Raw genomic sequence first — 19,195 nt, 5'->3', positions numbered from 1 at the left:
CCTATCAATAAATTAAAACGTCAGCCCTTGGGGCCATTCAAACATCACAGGCCAAAGTCGCTGTGACTCTTTATCATACTCTTGCCACAAACTGGCATAGCTTTTATCAACCAACGGATGAATCAATTCCGGCGCTAACTCGGCTAATGGCCATAACACAAAGGCATTATTAACTATCTCTGCACGGGGGAGCGTAACGGGCGTTTCACATACCACATGGTCATAAAGCAGCAGGTCTAAATCTAAAGTTCTTGGGCTAAATTTCTTCGCCCCGACAAGCCGGCCGTGATTCTGCTCGATTTGCTTAAACTGCGCAACTACCGCAGCAATATTAAGGTCAGTTTCAGCACTAACAACCATATTCAGAAAGTTAGTGCCACTAAAACCTACCGCTTCACTTTCATACATAGAAGAGAGGCGCAGCGGCCCAAAACACGCTCGCAGCGATTTTAATCCCGCTTGCAGATGTTGTTCAGGCTCGATATTGCTACCTAGACTGATATAAATACGTGCCATGCAATGTCCAATTTATCTGAAGATAAACATGATTTCTTAATCAACAGTCGAGTTGATCAAACTCTTATCTAACGTGAACGCTCTATCTCAACGCCAACAGACGCGGCAGTAGCGACTGCCCCCGGCTTCATCACGACAACTTTCACCCAAGTCACGTTAAATTCTTGAAGTAAGCAATCCGCTACGCGCTCGGCAACCGTTTCGATTAACTCGATTGGATACTCAGTAATAAGTTCTGTTAATCGATTGGAAACTGTCTCATAGCAAAGCGCATATTGATAATCGTCTGTCGCAGCGGCAAGTTTGTTATCCCACGCCATATCTAAATCTAGCAACAGACTCTGATGGATTGTCTTTTCCCACTCATAGACACCAATCACAGTATCGACGCGTAATTGCCGTATAAGTACTTTATCCATGCTTTCTCCAACTAACTTACTACTATGAGGTCTGATAAGCTAAAAGCGATCCTAGCTGTATAATCCGCAATCTTCTGACAGATAACTAATTTGCTTTCTACTCGAGCCAATCCACAGTAGGATAACGCCCTAAAAGGATTTGCTCATTCAGAAAATATCTCAACCTCAAATGGGCGAGTTATTCCACAAACCTATAGCGGGATTGGCAACTGAGTCAGCTTTTTAAATTGTTGCGCGATAATACCTTAAGACGCGTAAGGAAACCAATGTGAGTCCATTAACACTGACACTTTTGATGATTTTGGCCGCCTATTTGGCTGGTTCAATCTCGAGTGCTGTGCTGGTTTGTAGAATGAGGGGTTTACCCGATCCAAGATTACAGGGTTCAGGTAATCCGGGAGCTACCAATGTACTGCGAATTGGCGGCGCGAGTTCGGCTGCCATGGTGTTGTTTTTCGACATGCTCAAAGGCGCCCTGCCATCTTATTTAGCCTATCTGATGGGCATAGATGCAGTCTCACTCGGACTTATCGCTATCGCCGCCTGCCTTGGGCATATTTATCCCGTATTTTTTGGATTTAAGGGGGGGAAAGGTGTCGCAACAGCTTTTGGTGCTATGGCTCCCATTGGCGATGATTTAGCCATTTGCTTAATGGCATCTTGGATTGTCCTCCTCTTAATTAGCCGCTACTCGTCCCTTGCTGCCATTCTGACGGCCTTACTTGCACCACTTTATACTTGGTGGTTAGACGACAGATTTACCATTCCCGTTGCCATGCTATCGACGCTTATCATTATTCGTCATAAAGACAATATCCAACGGTTACTTAAAGGTGAAGAGTCAAAAGTTTCACGTAAAAAAACGCCTAAAAAATCTTAATGTGACAACATTATCCCAATAAAAAACTGCGCTATAAGCGCAGTTTTTTTGTCTCAACATAAACTATCAACATCAAAGGCGTTTTATGCCACAGGTGGCAAGGTATCTAACGGCCATCTTGGCTGACCTTTTACCGCCAAATCTTCGTGCTGCCCCGCCTTTAAACGCTGCAATCCTGCAAAGGCAATCATGGCGCCGTTATCGGTACAAAACTCACCACGGGGATAAAATACTTGCCCACCAAGCGAGCTCATCATTTCAGCCAAGGTTTCTCTTAAGCGCGTATTAGCACTCACGCCACCGGCGATCACTAAGCGGTTATAGCCTGTTTGCTTCAGTGCACGGCGACATTTAATCGCTAGCGTATCAACCACAGCTTCTTCAAAAGCACGCGCAATATTGGCACGAGTCTGTTCATCCTTAGGTTCGGCAGCAATGGTATTAGCGGTAAAGGTTTTTAGACCCGAAAAGCTAAAATCGAGTCCAGGTCTATCGGTCATAGGCCGCGGAAACTTATACCCTGCAGGTAAACCTTTAGCAGCAAGCTTTGCTAAACGCGGACCGCCGGGATAATCCAGCCCCATTAACTTAGCTGTTTTATCAAACGCTTCACCCGCAGCATCATCAACAGACTCGCCTAATACTTCATAGCGCCCAATTCCATCGACTTTAACCAACATAGAATGGCCACCAGAGACCAATAAGGCCACAAAGGGGAACTCGGGCGCGTCATCTTCAAGCATTGGCGCCAGTAGATGTCCTTCCATATGATGCACACCAATAGCAGGCTTGTCCCAAGCAAACGCCAGTGACCGCCCCACACAGGCGCCAACAAGCAAAGCACCAATCAAACCTGGGCCCTTGGTATAGGCAATCCCATCGAGATCAGCAATTTCAGTATTCGCATCTTTCAGCGCTTGACGAATAAGCGGCACAATTTTGCGCACATGGTCACGTGACGCCAACTCAGGCACCACACCACCATAGTCAGCATGCAGCTTAACCTGACTGTATAAAGTATGAGATAATAAGCCCAGTTCATCGTCATAGACGGCGATACCTGTCTCGTCACAGGATGTTTCAATACCTAAAACCCGCATGGTGTCTCATCAATTGCTAACTAAAGGGCGCCAATTCTACCTGCAAGCGCTCGATTACTCCAGTCGCGCAGGCCATATTGAGCCCACTATAGGACTGAGCTCAGTTTTAGGGCTTTACAAGCCTAGGTGTCTCGGTATAAAATTCCGCACCATTTTAAATAGACTTGGTTCGAGCAATTGAACCAGAACAACCTACACCTAAGGGGTGATGGCGTATGCCAATTATTAAAGTACGTGAAAACGAACCATTCGACGTAGCTCTGCGTCGTTTCAAGCGCTCTTGTGAAAAAGCTGGTATTTTAGCCGACGTGCGTGCTCGTGAATTCTACGAGAAGCCAACTACTGCACGTAAGCGCGCAAAAGCAGCTGCAGTTAAACGTTTAGCTAAGAAGCTTTCTCGCGAAAACGCACGTCGCGTACGTTTATATTAATCTCATATGAGCCTAATTGATCAGCTAAAAGACCATATGAAACAGGCCATGATCGCCAAAGAGAAGGCGCGCTTGAGCACTATTCGTATGGCATTAGCCGCCATCAAACAGATTGAAGTGGATACCCGCGAATCTCTGACTGATGAACAGGTTATAGCGGTCTTAACCAAAATGGTGAAACAACGTCGTGACTCGATTGCTCAATTTGAAGCAGCGGGTCGTAACGAGTTGGCCGACGTGGAAGCAGCAGAGATTCAAGTTATTGAAGCTTTCCTGCCTACCCCTCTTACAGAGGCGGAAATCGCGGCGCTCATCGATGCAACTATTGTAGAAGTAGGTGCATCCGCCATGGCGGATATGGGCAAAGTAATGGGAGCATTGAAATCTAAAGTGCAAGGACGTGCAGACATGGGCGCTATCGGCGCTATGATCCGTGCTAAATTGCAATAATTAGCGTTTCACTGTATGAACAAGCCGTGCCTATGCGCGGCTTGTTTGTTTAAATTCGCGCAAGGCGGGATTTTAAGCACTCAATGGCAATACCTCGTGATTTTATCAATGAGCTAATCGCTCGCACTGACATAGTCGAACTTATCGATCGTAAGGTGCCCTTGAAAAAGGCGGGTAAGAACTACTCGGCCTGTTGTCCTTTTCATAGCGAAAAATCACCTTCGTTTACCGTCAGCCGTGATAAACAGTTCTATCATTGCTTTGGCTGCGGTGCTCACGGCAACGCCATCGATTTTATGATGGAATATGACCGACTCGATTTTATTGATGCCATTGAAGATTTGGCGGGCCAGCTTGGATTAGAGGTTCCCAGAGAACAAGGCACAGGCAAGCGACATGATGACGGTTTAAGTCGTGACTTATATCAACTCATGGAAGAAGCGAGCCTTTACTTTCAAAACCAACTTAGACAACACCAAGATAAACAAAAAGTTATCGATTATCTTGCCTATCGCGGTTTATCCGATGATGTAGTAGAACATTTTGGTATTGGCTTTGCGCCAGACGGTTGGGATGGCTTATTGGGCCGCTATCGTCAGAATCAAGATGCGCAGGATAAGTTACTGACTGCGGGTATGTTAATTAGCAACGACAGTGGGAAACGTTACGACAGATTTCGTGACCGCCTCATGTTTCCTATCCGCGACAGGCGCGGACGAGTCATTGGTTTTGGTGGCAGAGTTTTAGGTGATGGCACACCCAAATACTTGAATTCTCCAGAAACGCCCATATTTCATAAGGGCAATGAGCTTTATGGTCTCTATGAACTAAAGCAGCGCTATCGCGATCCAGACAAAGTACTGATCGTTGAAGGCTATATGGATGTGGTGGCATTGGCGCAATTTGGCGTCGATTATGCTGTCGCATCATTAGGCACCTCAACCACAGCAGAGCAATTTCAGCTTTTGCTGCGCAGCGCTAAAGAAGTGATTTGCTGTTACGACGGCGACAGAGCAGGTACTGAAGCGGCATGGCGCGCCTTAGAAACGGCATTGCCATTATTAAAGCCGGGCGATCAAGTGCGATTTATGTTCCTGCCTCAGGCCGAAGATCCTGATTCTATGGTACGTAAAATTGGTAAAGATGCATTTGAAACCTTAATGGACTCTGCCATTGCACTACCCGAGTTTCTATTTGACACGTTAGCGACAAAATACGGTACAGATAAAGGCAACTTAGCAAAACAAGCTTTTATCTTAATTGAAAAAATTCAAGACACTGTGCTGCAAAATTTACTACTTGAGAACTTAGCTCACAAGTTAGGAATGAACAGCTCAGAAGATATGAAAAAGAAGCTAGGCTTTAGCGTGAAACAAGCTAAACCAATGGCAAGTAAAGGATTAAAAGGACGCGGTACACCATTGCGACTCGCCATCGCACTGCTAGTACAACATCCAAAACTGGGTATGGGTTTACCCCCACAACCCGCACTCGCCCACTTGCAGATGCCAGGCATAGAATTGCTGCCACTGTTATTGGAGATGACTCGAGAGCAAACGTTAAACAGCGCACAACTACTTGAACAATTCCGAGAGCACCCCTACAACGGCACTCTCCATAAATTGGCCCAATGGGACCATCAAGTGGCGGATGAAAACTTGCTCGAAAAGTTTAAACAAACCCTGGTTTGGTTGAACAATCAATATATTGAACAACGATATCAGGAATTGAGTCTAAAGCAGACTCATACAAAAGAAGAGAAGATGCAGCTCTCGAAGCTGATCTCAGTCATGAAAGGGTTAAACTGAGGCAAAAATGTCCTCATTCGCTACCCCAGTGACTAGCACAGATATGTGCACACGGCTATAATTGACGATTTGCGCGGCACTTGGCTTATGCTAAGTGTCCGTCGTTGTAACAGTTTCCCAACTTGGATGATATCTATGGATCATACTCCGCAGTCGCAACTTAAGCTGTTGCTTGCCAAAGGTAAAGAGCAAGGTTACTTAACCTATGCAGAAGTGAACGATCACTTACCTGCAGACATGGTCGATTCTGACCAGATCGAAGATATTATCCAGATGATAAATGACATGGGTATCCGGGTGTTCGAAGAAGCCCCCGATGCCGATGACATGATGATGTCGGAAGACAACACAGACGAAGATGCAGCAGAAGAAGCCGCCGCAGCACTGGCAACAGTAGAAAGCGAACTTGGCCGCACAACCGATCCCGTGCGCATGTACATGCGTGAAATGGGTACCGTTGAGCTTCTGACCCGCGAAGGCGAAATTGTTATCGCCAAACGCATCGAAGAAGGCATCAACACAGTTCAAAGTTCAGTCGCCGAATATCCACAAGCGATCGCTATGATCCTTGAGCAATTCGACCAATTTGAAGCCGACGAACTGCGCTTATCTGATATTATCTCTGGATTTGTAAACCCGGACGAAGATGACGTCGCCCCGACCGCCACTCACATCGGCTCAGAATTATCTGAGGAAGAGCTGGACGATGAAGATGACGAAGAGGATGACGATGACAGCGAAGATGAAGAAGAAGGCAACAAAGGGCCTGATCCTGAAGAAGCTCGTGAAAGATTCGGTCAACTTAGAGCCGCTTACGAAAGCGCACTGAAAATTATCGAAGCTAAGGGCCGTGAACACCCTGAATCGGTAAAAGCCCTCTTCGAAATCGGCGAAATTTTCAAAGAATTCCGCTTAGTGCCTAAGCAGTTTGACCGTTTAGTCAAAAGCATGCGCACTATGATGGACCGCGTGCGTGTTCAAGAACGTTTAGTGTTAAAACTGTGCGTTGAACAAGCCAAAATGCCGAAGAAAAACTTCGTCAAATTCTTCACTGGCAACGAAACCAACCTCGATTGGTTCAACACTGAGAAAGCCTCAACGAAACCTTATGCCGAAGGCCTAAGAATGGTTGAAGATGACGTCATTCGTTGTCGTACCAAGCTTGCAGCAGTTGAAGAAGAAACCGGCTTAGCAATTTCTGCCATAAAAGACATCAACCGTCGCATGTCAATCGGTGAAGCCAAAGCTCGCCGTGCGAAAAAAGAAATGGTTGAAGCCAACTTACGTCTGGTAATTTCTATCGCGAAGAAATACACCAACCGTGGTCTGCAATTCTTGGACTTAATCCAAGAAGGTAACATTGGCTTAATGAAAGCCGTAGATAAATTCGAATACCGTCGTGGTTACAAATTTTCGACCTATGCTACTTGGTGGATCCGTCAGGCGATTACTCGCTCTATTGCCGACCAAGCGCGCACGATTCGTATTCCAGTACATATGATCGAAACGATCAACAAGCTGAACCGTATCTCTCGCCAAATGCTACAGGAAATGGGCCGCGAGCCTTCACCTGAAGAACTGGCTGAGCGTATGATGATGCCGGAAGATAAGATCCGTAAGGTACTGAAAATCGCCAAAGAACCTATCTCCATGGAAACCCCTATCGGTGACGATGAAGATTCGCATTTAGGTGATTTTATCGAGGATACTACCCTCGAATTACCACTGGATTCAGCGACCAGCGAAAGCTTGAAAAACGCCACTCACGAAGTGTTAGCAGGTCTAACCGCCCGTGAAGCGAAAGTGCTGCGTATGCGTTTTGGTATCGATATGAACACTGACCACACACTTGAAGAAGTGGGTAAACAGTTTGACGTGACCCGTGAACGTATTCGTCAGATTGAAGCTAAGGCACTGCGCAAACTGCGTCACCCTTCACGCTCAGAAATCTTAAAATCGTTCCTAGATGAATAGGCTGTTACAAGCCTAAAGTCAGCTAAGATGGATTGAAGCCCTGCCCATGCAGGGCTTTTTATTGTCTTTATCACCTCAATTTATGCACAAGCACAGCATCGAAGCCTTAAATTCAGGCGACGATTGCATTTAAGTTGATTAACAGATAACCAATTGAATCAGTTGCGTGAATTTCCAGCCAAAACACGGGTGACAAGCGTAAGTAAGCTTAGTATACTTCCTCCCGCTTCAGGTAATGACGATTACCTTAAGTCGGCCCCTTAGCTCAGTTGGTTAGAGCACACGACTCATAATCGTTAGGTCCACGGTTCAAGTCCGTGAGGGGCCACCAATTCAGATAAGCCGTAGTAGGTTAACCCCTACTACGGCTTTTTCGTATTTAAAATAGTCGCGTTGCTTATTGGTTCTATAAGTAATATTCTTTCTACGTGATATAAATTACGTAGAATAACAACGTGATAAATTTAATTTATCTAATAAAAAACTCTTAGATGAATCGCCTTCATTCTAAGAGTTTTTAAATACATAGAACACTGTCAAACTGACGTTTAGGTTTTTAACTTACCTAATTCTTCATGTTGTTGTCTAACTAAATCCGCCAATACCACACTGCTTCGCTGTGCTTCATCGGCAAGATGAGCAAGTTCAGATGCGGACTCTGAAATCCCAGTAATATTACGGTTAACCTCCTCAGTTACGGCACTTTGCTCTTCTGCTGCAGTTGCTATATGTGTAATTTGCCCTGATATTTCCTCAATTTGGCTTACCATTGAATTCAAAGAAGATAAAGCTTGTTCTGTCTGAGTCACGGCCATTTGCGCCCGTTCAGCCCCTTTATCGATAATATTTGAAGCACTATGTACTTCTTTTTGGAGGGCATCGATAAGCACACTAATATCATCGGTGGAGCTTTGAGTCTTGGACGCCAACGCCCTGACTTCATCGGCAACGACGGCGAAACCACGACCTTGCTCACCCGCCCTAGCGGCTTCAATTGCCGCATTCAAAGCGAGTAGATTTGTTTGCGCCGCAATCGAACTAATCACCTCAAGAATTCGACTAATATTGGTGCTACTTTCGGCCACTTTACTAACGGCTATTTTAGCTTGCAATGACTCTTTCGACATCGTGTCTACATAATCCATTGCTTTAGTTAAACTTTCCTCACTTGCACGAATGTTACGCGACATCGCCTCTGTTTCTACCGCCGTTTGCTCTGATGCTTTAGCGACTTCGAGCGCTGTTGCGCTCATTTCATTTACTGCAGTAACAACACTTTCAATCTCACCATGTTGTCGTTGGACGCTATCACGAGTTAATTGGGCTATTTCTGCTGATGATTGGCTTTCTTGCTGAGTACGACTCGCTAAAACTTTTAATTCTGCAATGAGACTCTTTAGCTTATAAATAAAGGAGTTAAAGCCTTTTGCTAGAGCGATGAGCTCAGCATGTGAGTCGACTTCAATCGATTGGGTCAAGTCACCCTCTGCACTAGCAAGATGCTCTACTCTATTTTGAATCATCTTCAGTGGCGAAATAATGCTGCGAAGCACCAAACTAATGGTGATAACGGCAATAACTGATACGACTAACCCCACTATCAATAGTAGGCTGCCAAGTGATGTAGCCATTTCATCCATTTTATTATTGAGTTCAATTGAGCTTTTATAGGCTTGAGCGTTAGGGACTTGAATAACAAGTGACCATTCAGTATTCGCGAGTGAAATTTTAATCGGATAAGCGACAATAATTTCATCGCCGTCCGTCATGTATTGACCATTCTTATGCAATGAACTAATTTTAGTCGCTAATTTAGGATCTATTGATTCTGATAGAGGACGGGCTTTTTTACTGTCATAGCTGGACGCAACAATAAAGCCATGATTACTCAGCAATGTGACCTTAGCTTGTCCGTCATAAAGGCTCTTTGCTAATCGATCAATTAACGATTGGAATACCGGTAAGTTTACATCAATACCTATTACACCGATGAACTGCTTATGCTTGACTATCGGTACTGTCAGGGAGGTCATTAGCTCAGTATGACCAGGGCTGATTTCGTCTAAATATGGCTCCATTAAACAAGGTTTTAGCGTTTCTTTAGCGCACAGATACCATTCTGCATCACGCACACCAAACTCATTCAGGCTAGTAAGATATTTTTCTTGTGAATCATCAACTTGCCTTTGTTTCACACTGCCATCACTATTACGGGTGTAATACACTTCTAATGCACCAGAAGATGCCACACTATGACTAATCTCTACATTTAAAAATTCGCTATCGAGACCATCGTAACCATTCGGTTCAAATTGCGCGAACATAGAAGAGGTTTGCGAACTTTTCTTTAGCACGGCCGCAAGAGCAAGCTCTAACCTATCGCGCTTTAAGGGTAATTCTTCAGCGGTGCTTTCAACAATCCCCGCAAAAGAAAAAGGAATACGAGAAGCTTCATTAATAAACCCCGCAACCATTTCACCATACTCGCCTGCTCGTGCTTCTAGCTTATCGCGAGTCTCCAGTTGCAGGGTTTTTTGTACTTGTTCAGAAACCTGGATATTTTGTGCGGATAATGCCTGCCAAAGACTTATCGTTAAAATTGCAACAATCAATAAGAACAATGCGGAAGTAATCCACAACAATTTAGTACTGATGGATAAATGCTTCATCTAGTAAACTCCCAAGAGAACGACAATAGCGTAATTATTTTGATCTACTTTATTTTTATACTTTCTATACAGCATTAAAAATAGCACTTAGGGTAAGAATTACCAGTACTTAAGATAAAGAGTTGTCAATGAAATGTAAAACTTTTGAATGACTAAATCAAAAAAAGGCCAAATTCAAATAAATGAATTCAGCCTTTAATATCAAACACTATTCTTGATTGAGTCTAGGATTAGCGTCCCCACAACCAAGCGGCGCCACGCACCCCAGATGAAGCACCATAATAATTTTTAACAACGGGTGTGTGGCACTCTCGGCCAACCACATAGAGCGGCAAAATTTTCGGTAATTCGGTATAAATAGCATCGATGTTAGACACGCCGCCACCAAGGACGATAACATCAGGATCCATCATATTGATCACATGGGCCAATGAACGGGCTAAACGATCAATAAAGCGGTTAAATGCTTGAGTTGCCAGCGGATCTCCCGCTTGCATCATTTGGGCAATTTCAATACCGCTGTCAGCAATACCGCCCGCAGCGCGAAAGTCGCGAACAAAGCCTGTTCCAGATATAAACGTTTCGATACAGTCTCTATTACCACAAAAACACGTCGTGGTATTAAATTCATCGGCTTTCATCCACGGTAAAGGATTATGGCCCCACTCACCACCAATACCATTGCCACCATCATGTACTTGGCCTTTAATTGCGATACCAGCACCACATCCCGTTCCAATAATGGCACCAAATACAACTGACTTTCCTGCGGCAGCGCCATCTACCGCTTCTGATACGGCAAAACAGTTCGCATCATTAGCAATTTTTACTTTACGATTTAATCGAGTCCCCAGATCCACATCAAGTGGATGACCATTGATCCAAGTTGAATTAGCGTTTTTTACTAGGCCAGTAAAAGGAGAAACAACCCCAGGAATACCTATTCCGATAGTGGCGGTTTGCTGCAGGCTGTCTTCGACTTCAGTTACCAATGCAACCAAAGCATTGACTGTCGCAACATATTCTCTCGGTGTCGGGATGCGTTTACGAAAGACTTCGTTACCATCGCTATCTAATGCGACTACCTCGATTTTTGTGCCACCAAGATCGATACCAATTCGTAACATTCATATACTCCGTTTAAATATATTTAACGCAAAGCGGTGCATTAACAACCTGATGCATATCTGCAACTGTAGAGACGCTGCTAAGTAGAACTTTTCGTTTTAAAGTTATCTACATTAGAATTTCCAAGCGCACTATGCCTGCTGGACAAACAGCAATCAACCTCAATGTATTTAAATACACCATAGCGCATACCCGCACATGCCATTCTCTGCTTATCCGATAGTACTGCGAATGTTCCTTGATTTATCCGCAGCAGAAAAACTTGGATAGAACTGTCCCCGCTTAAATCCACCTTAAAATTGATAAGGTCATTTGTAACAAAGTCTGTTTTTGCCTATGTCTGCCATTGGTTTGAATTGGTTATCGCCTTATACTTTTGAGCTCAAATATTAAAACAACAATGTTGGAAGCAAGCGATATGACTATTGGGACTGCTCCGGTAAGTAAAACACATTCATTTATGACTGTGTCTCTTATCGAATTATGGGAACGCTTTGGTTATTACGGCATGCAAGCGCTGATTGTGTACTTTATGGTGCAGCGCCTTGGCTTTGATGACTCACGTGCAAACTTAGTATGGAGTGCCTGTGCGGCACTTATTTATGTATCACCGGCAATTGGTGGCTGGGTTGGGGATAAAATCCTCGGCACCAAACGCACTATGCTGCTCGGTGCGGGGATCCTCTCTCTGGGTTATGCGCTAATGGCCGTACCCACTGAAAATACGTGGTTTATGTTTTCAGCGCTCGGCGTGATTGTGGTCGGTAACGGCCTATTCAAGCCGAATGCGGGTAACTTAGTCCGTAAAATCTATGAAGGTGACGATTCTAAAATCGACAGTGCTTTTACCATCTATTACATGGCGGTAAACGTGGGTTCGACCTTCTCTATGTTGCTCACGCCTTGGATTAAAGATTACGTTAACGCCCAGTATGGTAACGAATTTGGCTGGCACGCAGCATTTGCCGTGTGCTGTGTCGGTATATTGGTGGGGTTAGGTAACTATGCACTCATGCGTAAGAGTCTAGTCCATTACGGTTCTGAGCCAGACACTCGCCCAGTGAACAAGAAAAACCTCGCGATTGTATTGGGTCTATCCGCATTGTCAGTTGTCGCTTCAGCCATTATTCTTGAATACGAAGCGGTTGCGCGCGTCTTCGTTTATGCAGCAGGCGTAGCCGTATTGGCAATCTTCTTCCACTTGATCCGCACCAGCGAAACCAGTGAAAGAGCTGGACTGATTGCAGCACTGATCCTTACCGTGCAAACCGTGTTCTTCTTTATTTTCTATCAACAAATGTCAACGTCACTCGCGCTGTTTGCCCTGCGTAACGTGGATTGGGATTTTCAAGTTTTTGGTACCCACTTGTGGACTTGGTCACCTGCCCAGTTCCAAGCATTAAATCCATTATGGATTATGGTATTAAGTCCAGTACTCGCATGGAGCTATTCGTGGGCTGGACGCAATGATAAAGACTTTTCTATCGCGGCGAAGTTTGCTCTTGGTTTTGCCGTTGTGGCGATTGGCTTCTTTATCTATGGCTTTGCGGGCCAATTTGCCGTCAACGGTAAAACCTCTTCATGGATCATGATCTGGGGCTATGCCTCTTACTCTTTAGGTGAATTACTAGTAAGTGGTCTTGGTCTAGCCATGATTGCCCGCTACGTACCTGCGCGTATGGGCGGCTTTATGATGGGCGCCTATTTCGTCGCCTCAGGTATTTCACAGTATCTGGGCGGTGTGGTCGCTAACTTCGCCAGTGTGCCAAAAGATTTAGTCGACCCACTGCAAACCTTGCCCGTATACACAAGTCTGTTTAATAAATTGGGTATAGCCGCTGTGGTCTGTACCTTTATCGCACTTGCGGTATTACCTCTGATGCGTCGCCTGACTGAGACTCACCATTCACATAACAATGCTGCTGATCATGATATTAATGAAAGTGCTGCGGCATCGCTACGGGATGTGAAAGCCGAGCAGTAATGCTCGACTGACAATAGCGATTTTTCTATTGCATAACATTAACTGCCGATAGCCCTGCTATCGGCAGTTTTTTTATCACTTCATTCAACATCGTTTATACCCTTATATTGCTACTCATAACCAAATGAGCTTTAGCGAAAGTCATGCAATTCTACTGTGACTGGCTTAGCGCTGAGTTGCTGAGAATAAGAACTTCAGTTCCACATTATCGGCCCTCACACGCAGATGACTTCAGTCCCTCGATTTGTTACAAAGCAAGTATGGACTCGGACGCACTCGGTTTAATAGCGCTGCTCAAGTGCAAACTCAAATTGACATGACTAATGAAATAACGAAGGGAAAAGAGTCAGTCGTTCAAGCTTGAGAAGCATGGAACTTAGCCCCATATCAATAACACTGAATATCTTTTATTCATCAAGACTGAGCCATTAACGCTTGTTCTTCACTATGCGACTAACACAGTTAGCGCCTCTTGTTGTCGCTAGCAAAAACGGCAGTCACTTGGAGACACTATGTCAGAACAGACATCAATATTGGCCGATATTCCCTTCTCGCTATTGGAACTCGCGCCCATGCGCCAAGGCTCAACCGTGGGTGAAACACTGCACAGCAGTTTGCAGTATGCCAAGGAAGCCGACAGACTCGGCTTTAATCGTTTTTGGTTTGCCGAACACCATAATATGCCCGGTATCGCTAGCGCGGCGACCTCGGTATTAATTGGCTATATTGCTGGCAATACTCAGCGTATTCGCGTCGGCGCGGGTGGGATTATGCTGCCAAACCATGCGCCTTTAGTGGTCGCCGAACAGTTCGGTACCCTTGAAAGCTTATATCCTGGTCGAATCGATTTAGGACTGGGCCGCGCGCCCGGCAGCGATCAAATTACCAGCCGAGCACTGAACCGTGATACCAGTCGCGCCGAACAATTCCCTGAAGAAGTCAGTGAATTACAAACTCTACTTGGCCCTTACAATGGTCGTCATGCGGTGCGAGCGATTCCCGGAGAAGGTACTAATGTGCCAATTTGGTTATTGGGCTCGAGTCTTTTTAGCGCACAGTTAGCGGCGCAGCGCGGCTTGCCCTATGTGTTTGCGGGCCACTTTGCACCACGCTTTCTCTACGATGCGATTGAAATCTATCGCCGCGACTTTAAACCTTCTCAAGTGCTTGATAAACCCTATGTGATGCTTGGCTTACCGTTAGTTGCCGCCGATACAGATGAAGAGGCGCAATATTTGGGCACGACCTCAAAACAGCGCGTGCTGGCACTTATCCGTGGTCACGAGTTATGGCTAAAGCCACCAGTTGATACTATGGATGGCTTATGGAGTGCGCAAGAAGAAACCTATGTCGATAACTTCTTAGGTTTATCAGTTACTGGTGGCCCAGCGACGATTAAGCATCGTTTGGAAATGATCGTAAAAGAACTCGGCGTGAATGAGTTTATCTTTACCAACGACTTGTATGATCTTGATAAACGCAAAAAAGCATTACAGATCCTAATGGATATTAAAAAGTAGTGATTCATTTAACTGATGAGTGCTGAAAGTCATTGGCAGTAAAAATGGCTGCCAATGGAACCATCCTCAAAACAATTGCCCCATAAAAAATCCCGCCGAAGCGGGATTTTTATTATGCAAAACTGTCATCTAAAACTGTTTTATATCAAAGTGATATTAGCTTTTCAGTACGGCATTGAAGCTGGCGCTAAGAATACCAAGGCCTGCATCAATTTGTGCATCCGGCGCCGTTAATGGCACCAAAATACGCAGCACATTACCGTAGGTACCGCAGGATAATAAAATCAATCCACGGTCACGGGCATCGCTCAACACTTGCGCGCAATAGTGCGGCGCAGGTTTGCCCTCTTCCATCAATTCGATGGCGATCATAGCGCCTAAACCACGCACATCGGCGATTTGCGCATGTTCGACCTGCATTACATTCAGGGCAGACTTAATGCGCTCACCAATGGCATTAGCCCTTTCTAGCAACTTTTCTTCTTCAAACACTTCAATGACTGCAAGCGCAGCGGCGCACGCTAACGGATTACCACCATAAGTACCGCCAAGACCACCCGGCCCAATGGCATCCATGACTTGGGCGCGGCCAGTAATGCCCGAAAGTGGGAACCCACCCGCGATAGATTTAGCAAAGGTCGTGATATCTGCAGCAACCCCCATTTGCTCCATAGCGAAGAAAGTGCCTGTACGGCCCGCGCCTGTTTGCACTTCATCGGCGATAAGCATTATGCCTTCACGGTCACATAATGCGCGTAAACGTTGCATAAAGGCGGGCGATGCAGCGTAGAAACCGCCCTCGCCCTGCACTGGCTCTAAAATAATGGCGGCGATATCACTCGGCTCAGCATCATTTTTAAAGATACGTTCAATCGAGGCCATAGCATCATCATCGGACACGCCATGCATTTCGCACGGGAATTCAGCGCGGAACACATTCGCCGACATCAGCCCCATACCTTTACTGTAAGGCGCGACTTTTCCGGTCAATGCCAAAGCCGCAATAGTGCGACCATGGTAGCCCGAGGTAAACGCAATCACGCCAGCACGTTTGGTATAGGCACGCGCCACTTTAACTGCGTTTTCAACCGCTTCTGAACCACTAGTGAATAGTGCCGTCTTCTTGGCAAAATCCCCAGGCACCAGTTGATTGAGCTTTTCACACACTTGGATATAGCTCTCGTAGCCGAGCACCATAAAACAGGTATGGGAGAAATTATCCAGCTGAGCTGCAACCGCCGCCTTAACCTTAGGATGAAGGTGACCCGTATTGAGTACGGCAATGCCACCCGCAAAATCGATAAACTCGCGACCTTCAACATCCCACACAGTCGCATTTTCGGCGCGGGCGGTAAAAATAGGGTGAATTTGCCCGACACCACCCGCAACTGCGGCTTGGCGACGTGCCATCAATGAATCATTGGTTGTTGTCATTTAGTCTTCCTCACTCGCCAAATCGGGCCGTATTAAACGGACATACAGATATATTTAATTTCTAGATATTCTTCGATACCGAACTTAGAGCCTTCACGGCCAAGCCCTGAAGATTTCATCCCACCAAAGGGCGCGACTTCCGTCGAAATCAAGCCAGTGTTGACCCCAACCATGCCATATTCCAAGGCTTCGGCGACTTTCCACACCAATGAAATATCGCGACCATAGAAATAGGCGGCGAGGCCAAATTCAGTATCATTAGCTTGTTTAATCACATCGTCGACATCGCTGAATTTAAACAGCGGCGCGAGTGGACCAAAGGTTTCTTCGCGGGCAACAAGCATGCATTTATCGACATTGGTGAGCACGGTTGGCTCGAAGAAATTACCGCCAAGATCATGAACTTTGCCGCCCGCGATCACAGAGGCGCCTTTAGCGATAGCATCGATAAGGTGACTTTGTACTTTCTCGACCGCGGCAGCATTGATCAACGGACCCGTAGTGATGCCCTCGTTGATGCCCTCTCCGACCTTAAGCTTGCCAACAGCAGTGCTAAGTTTTAAGGCAAACTCGTCGTATACACCGTCTTGCACATAAATGCGGTTAGCGCAGACGCAGGTTTGGCCGGCATTACGATATTTAGCTATCATGGCGCCTTCGACAGCGGCATCGATATTGGCATCGTTAAATACGATAAATGGTGCATTGCCGCCAAGCTCTAGCGACAGTTTTTTTAAGGTAGGCGCACATTGCGCCATTAATTTAATACCGATATTGGTTGAGCCAGTGAAAGACAGCTTACGCACTATCGGGTTGCTGCACATTTCATTACCAATCTGCACCGCATCACCCGTTAACACACTAAATACGCCCGCAGGAATACCGGCACGCTTAGCAAGTTCAGCCATCGCTAATGCGGTAAAGGGTGTTTGGTGCGCAGGTTTTACCACCATAGTGCAACCCGCAGCTAACGCTGGAGCGGCTTTACGGGTGATCATAGCAGCAGGAAAGTTCCACGGCGTAATCGCGGCGGTTACACCGACAGGCTGCTTAATTACCATCAAGCGTTTATCCCCTTGATGCCCAGGAATGGTATCGCCATAAATACGTTTCGCTTCTTCGGCAAACCACTCGATAAACGAAGCGGCATAGGTTACTTCACCTTTCGCTTCAGCCAGCGGTTTACCCTGCTCAGTCGTCATGAGTAATGCTAAGTCATCACTGTTTTCATTGAGTAATTCAAACCAACGCCTTAACTTAGCACCGCGCTCTTTGGCTGTGAGCGATCGCCATGCAGGTAAAGCCGCTTCTGCCGACTTAATCGCCATTTCAGTTTCAACTTGTCCCATATTAGGAACGTAGCCAATCAGGGCATTGGTTGCGGGATTAACCACCTTTAGCGTGTCACCAGAAACGGCATCACACCATTGACCATTAATAAAAGACTGTTGACGTAGCAAACTCGGATCATTTAATTGCACAAGGATTTCCTCGTATTGTGAAGCTACCTAGCTTCTTAAAAGTGATGATGTTAGAGACCTAGTTTGTCTCTTAACGTGTAATACCAAGCTCCGATAGCACTAAAAGGGACGCGAAGTGCGTGACCGCCGGGAAAAGGATAATGTGGCAATGCAGCAAAGGCATCGAAGCGCGTGGCTTGGCCGTTGAGCATCTCGGCCAGTAACTTGCCCGCCAGATGGGTATAAGTGACACCGTGGCCACTGCAACCCTGTGAATAATAGATGTTCTTACCGATACGACCGACCTGTGGCAGGCGCGATAGCGTCAGTAGGAAGTTACCTGTCCACGCATAATCGATCTTCACATCCTTTAATTGTGGGAAGGTTTTGAGCATGTTCGGAATAATGATCGATTTGATATCCGCCGGATCGCGGGCGCCATACACTACGCCGCCACCGTAAATCATCCGCTTGTCGCCAGACAGACGGAAATAATCGAGTAGATAGTTACAATCTTCGACGCAGTAATCCTGTGGTAATAAACTCGCCGCCAGATCGGCACTCAAAGGCTCTGTGGTAATCACTTGCGTGCCGCAGGGCATAGATTTCGCCTGCAACTCAGGCATTAACTTACCTAAATAAGCGTTACCTGCCACGACCACAAACTTGGTTTTTACACTGCCCTGCGCCGTATGCACAACTGGGCTATCGCCTTCATCGACACTCAGCACTGCTGAGTCTTCAAAAATTTTACCGCCGAGGGATTCAACCGCTCGCGCTTCGCCTAGGGCTAAATTAAGCGGGTGAATATGGCCACCGCTTTTATCGAGCAGACCACCGACATAGCGCTCAGTATTTACCACACCGCGAATGCCTTTGGCATCGAGGAGTTCGAGCTGATTAACATGGCCGTGGCTTTCCCACAGTTGTTTTTGATGGCGTAAATGGCCCATTTGCTTTTCGTTCATCGCGGCAAACACGCCGCCATCTTTTAGATCGCATTGAATATTATACTTAGCAATACGATCGCGGATGATTTGCCCGCCCTCAAAGGCCATTTGGCCAAAGAGTTTACCTTGTTCTTTACCGACTGTTTTTTCAATAGTATCAATGTCACGGCTATAACTATTAACGATTTGTCCGCCATTACGGCCCGAGGCGCCCCAGCCAATGCGAGCAGCTTCTAATACCACCACACTCATGCCAGATTCTAATAAATGCAGCGCGGCAGAAAGGCCTGTATAACCTGCGCCAATCACACAAACATCGGCTTCAATCGATTCCTGTAGACGCGGACGTTCAACCTTATCGTTGGCCGATGCCGCATAATATGATCCAGCGTGAGCTATGGCAGACATGTTGTTCCCTTGAATTCTAATGTTCATTATTTTAAACAGCCATCACATCCTACACCTTCATAAA

General features: G+C 46.0%; 15 protein-coding genes and 1 tRNA gene. 8 read left to right on the top strand and 8 right to left on the bottom strand.

Annotated elements, in window-relative coordinates; translation table 11 throughout:
• Positions 1–12: 12 nt before the first annotated feature.
• Together folK and folB are read right to left on the bottom strand one after the other, a co-directional pair.
• The gene (folK, locus tag L5M71_RS01055; protein ID WP_219250069.1) at positions 13–516 is read right to left on the bottom strand and encodes a 2-amino-4-hydroxy-6-hydroxymethyldihydropteridine diphosphokinase; all 504 of its coding nucleotides are present in this window, start codon (positions 514–516) and stop codon (positions 13–15) included.
• A 68-nt stretch (positions 517–584) separates the two neighbouring features.
• Positions 585–935 (bottom strand): dihydroneopterin aldolase, encoded by a 351-nt coding sequence (gene folB, locus L5M71_RS01050; RefSeq protein WP_263205962.1) that lies wholly within the window; start codon positions 933–935, stop codon positions 585–587.
• Positions 936–1,203: 268 nt separating this feature from the next.
• Here folB and plsY point away from each other — a divergent pair, with 268 nt between their 5' ends.
• Positions 1,204–1,815, top strand: coding sequence for a glycerol-3-phosphate 1-O-acyltransferase PlsY (gene plsY / locus L5M71_RS01045; RefSeq protein WP_028760867.1), 612 nt, complete (start codon positions 1,204–1,206; stop codon positions 1,813–1,815).
• Positions 1,816–1,898: 83 nt separating this feature from the next.
• Here plsY and tsaD read toward each other — a convergent pair whose 3' ends face one another.
• Positions 1,899–2,915, bottom strand: a complete 1,017-nt coding sequence (tsaD, locus tag L5M71_RS01040) for a tRNA (adenosine(37)-N6)-threonylcarbamoyltransferase complex transferase subunit TsaD (RefSeq protein WP_198573915.1) — start codon at positions 2,913–2,915, stop codon at positions 1,899–1,901.
• Between the two features lie 215 nt (positions 2,916–3,130).
• Here tsaD and rpsU point away from each other — a divergent pair, with 215 nt between their 5' ends.
• The 5 genes from rpsU (at position 3,131) to L5M71_RS01015 (ending at position 7,909) form a co-directional block, all read left to right on the top strand.
• Positions 3,131–3,346 carry a 30S ribosomal protein S21 gene (gene rpsU, locus L5M71_RS01035; RefSeq protein WP_006080725.1) on the top strand — a complete coding sequence of 72 codons (216 nt, stop codon included), beginning with the start codon at positions 3,131–3,133 and terminating at the stop codon, positions 3,344–3,346.
• 6 nt (positions 3,347–3,352) lie between these two features.
• Positions 3,353–3,796 (top strand): GatB/YqeY domain-containing protein, encoded by a 444-nt coding sequence (locus L5M71_RS01030; RefSeq protein WP_028760869.1) that lies wholly within the window; start codon positions 3,353–3,355, stop codon positions 3,794–3,796.
• An 83-nt stretch (positions 3,797–3,879) separates the two neighbouring features.
• Positions 3,880–5,604: a DNA primase gene (gene dnaG / locus L5M71_RS01025; protein WP_263205960.1), complete on the top strand. Its 1,725-nt coding sequence runs from the start codon at positions 3,880–3,882 to the stop codon at positions 5,602–5,604.
• 135 nt (positions 5,605–5,739) lie between these two features.
• Positions 5,740–7,578: an RNA polymerase sigma factor RpoD gene (gene rpoD, locus L5M71_RS01020; protein ID WP_105249892.1), complete on the top strand. Its 1,839-nt coding sequence runs from the start codon at positions 5,740–5,742 to the stop codon at positions 7,576–7,578.
• Positions 7,579–7,832: 254 nt separating this feature from the next.
• Positions 7,833–7,909: transfer RNA gene (locus L5M71_RS01015), tRNA-Ile, on the top strand.
• A gap of 217 nt (positions 7,910–8,126) precedes the next feature.
• Here L5M71_RS01015 and L5M71_RS01010 read toward each other — a convergent pair.
• Both L5M71_RS01010 and mak read right to left on the bottom strand, forming a co-directional pair.
• A complete protein-coding gene (locus tag L5M71_RS01010) occupies positions 8,127–10,247 on the bottom strand; it encodes a methyl-accepting chemotaxis protein (RefSeq protein ID WP_263205957.1) in 2,121 nt (706 codons plus the stop codon).
• 230 nt (positions 10,248–10,477) lie between these two features.
• Positions 10,478–11,374, bottom strand: a complete 897-nt coding sequence (gene mak, locus L5M71_RS01005) for a fructokinase (RefSeq protein WP_263160858.1) — start codon at positions 11,372–11,374, stop codon at positions 10,478–10,480.
• A 419-nt stretch (positions 11,375–11,793) separates the two neighbouring features.
• On the opposite strand from mak, the gene L5M71_RS01000 reads away from it, so the two are divergent.
• Both L5M71_RS01000 and L5M71_RS00995 read left to right on the top strand, forming a co-directional pair.
• Positions 11,794–13,359 carry a peptide MFS transporter gene (locus tag L5M71_RS01000; protein WP_028760874.1) on the top strand — a complete coding sequence of 522 codons (1,566 nt, stop codon included), beginning with the start codon at positions 11,794–11,796 and terminating at the stop codon, positions 13,357–13,359.
• A gap of 512 nt (positions 13,360–13,871) precedes the next feature.
• Positions 13,872–14,879 carry an LLM class flavin-dependent oxidoreductase gene (locus L5M71_RS00995; protein WP_263180785.1) on the top strand — a complete coding sequence of 336 codons (1,008 nt, stop codon included), beginning with the start codon at positions 13,872–13,874 and terminating at the stop codon, positions 14,877–14,879.
• 156 nt (positions 14,880–15,035) lie between these two features.
• Here the strand turns inward: L5M71_RS00995 and gabT are convergent, their stop codons facing one another.
• Genes gabT through L5M71_RS00980 form a run of 3 tightly spaced genes read right to left on the bottom strand, consistent with a single transcriptional unit; the run spans position 15,036 to position 19,131 of the window.
• A complete protein-coding gene (gabT, locus tag L5M71_RS00990) occupies positions 15,036–16,313 on the bottom strand; it encodes a 4-aminobutyrate--2-oxoglutarate transaminase (RefSeq protein ID WP_263205955.1) in 1,278 nt (425 codons plus the stop codon).
• Positions 16,314–16,345: 32 nt separating this feature from the next.
• Positions 16,346–17,794 (bottom strand): NADP-dependent succinate-semialdehyde dehydrogenase, encoded by a 1,449-nt coding sequence (gene gabD, locus L5M71_RS00985; RefSeq protein WP_263205951.1) that lies wholly within the window; start codon positions 17,792–17,794, stop codon positions 16,346–16,348.
• 50 nt (positions 17,795–17,844) lie between these two features.
• Positions 17,845–19,131, bottom strand: coding sequence for an NAD(P)/FAD-dependent oxidoreductase (locus tag L5M71_RS00980; RefSeq protein WP_028760878.1), 1,287 nt, complete (start codon positions 19,129–19,131; stop codon positions 17,845–17,847).
• Positions 19,132–19,195 lie beyond the last annotated feature (64 nt).

The sequence above is a fragment of the Shewanella sp. SW1 genome, assembly GCF_025653545.1.
Classification (GTDB): domain Bacteria; phylum Pseudomonadota; class Gammaproteobacteria; order Enterobacterales; family Shewanellaceae; genus Shewanella; species Shewanella oncorhynchi.
This window is presented reverse-complemented; position numbering and strand designations above follow the sequence as displayed.

Coding starts and splice junctions, on each gene's coding strand:
- mak (WP_263160858.1), bottom strand. CDS start 11,374: ATGTTACGAATTGGTATCGATCTTGGTGGCACAAAAATCGAGGTAGTC.
- dnaG (WP_263205960.1), top strand. CDS start 3,880: ATGGCAATACCTCGTGATTTTATCAATGAGCTAATCGCTCGCACTGAC.
- L5M71_RS00995 (WP_263180785.1), top strand. CDS start 13,872: ATGTCAGAACAGACATCAATATTGGCCGATATTCCCTTCTCGCTATTG.
- folB (WP_263205962.1), bottom strand. CDS start 935: ATGGATAAAGTACTTATACGGCAATTACGCGTCGATACTGTGATTGGT.
- rpoD (WP_105249892.1), top strand. CDS start 5,740: ATGGATCATACTCCGCAGTCGCAACTTAAGCTGTTGCTTGCCAAAGGT.
- gabT (WP_263205955.1), bottom strand. CDS start 16,313: ATGACAACAACCAATGATTCATTGATGGCACGTCGCCAAGCCGCAGTT.
- tsaD (WP_198573915.1), bottom strand. CDS start 2,915: ATGCGGGTTTTAGGTATTGAAACATCCTGTGACGAGACAGGTATCGCC.
- L5M71_RS00980 (WP_028760878.1), bottom strand. CDS start 19,131: ATGTCTGCCATAGCTCACGCTGGATCATATTATGCGGCATCGGCCAAC.
- folK (WP_219250069.1), bottom strand. CDS start 516: ATGGCACGTATTTATATCAGTCTAGGTAGCAATATCGAGCCTGAACAA.
- L5M71_RS01000 (WP_028760874.1), top strand. CDS start 11,794: ATGACTATTGGGACTGCTCCGGTAAGTAAAACACATTCATTTATGACT.
- L5M71_RS01030 (WP_028760869.1), top strand. CDS start 3,353: ATGAGCCTAATTGATCAGCTAAAAGACCATATGAAACAGGCCATGATC.
- rpsU (WP_006080725.1), top strand. CDS start 3,131: ATGCCAATTATTAAAGTACGTGAAAACGAACCATTCGACGTAGCTCTG.
- L5M71_RS01010 (WP_263205957.1), bottom strand. CDS start 10,247: ATGAAGCATTTATCCATCAGTACTAAATTGTTGTGGATTACTTCCGCA.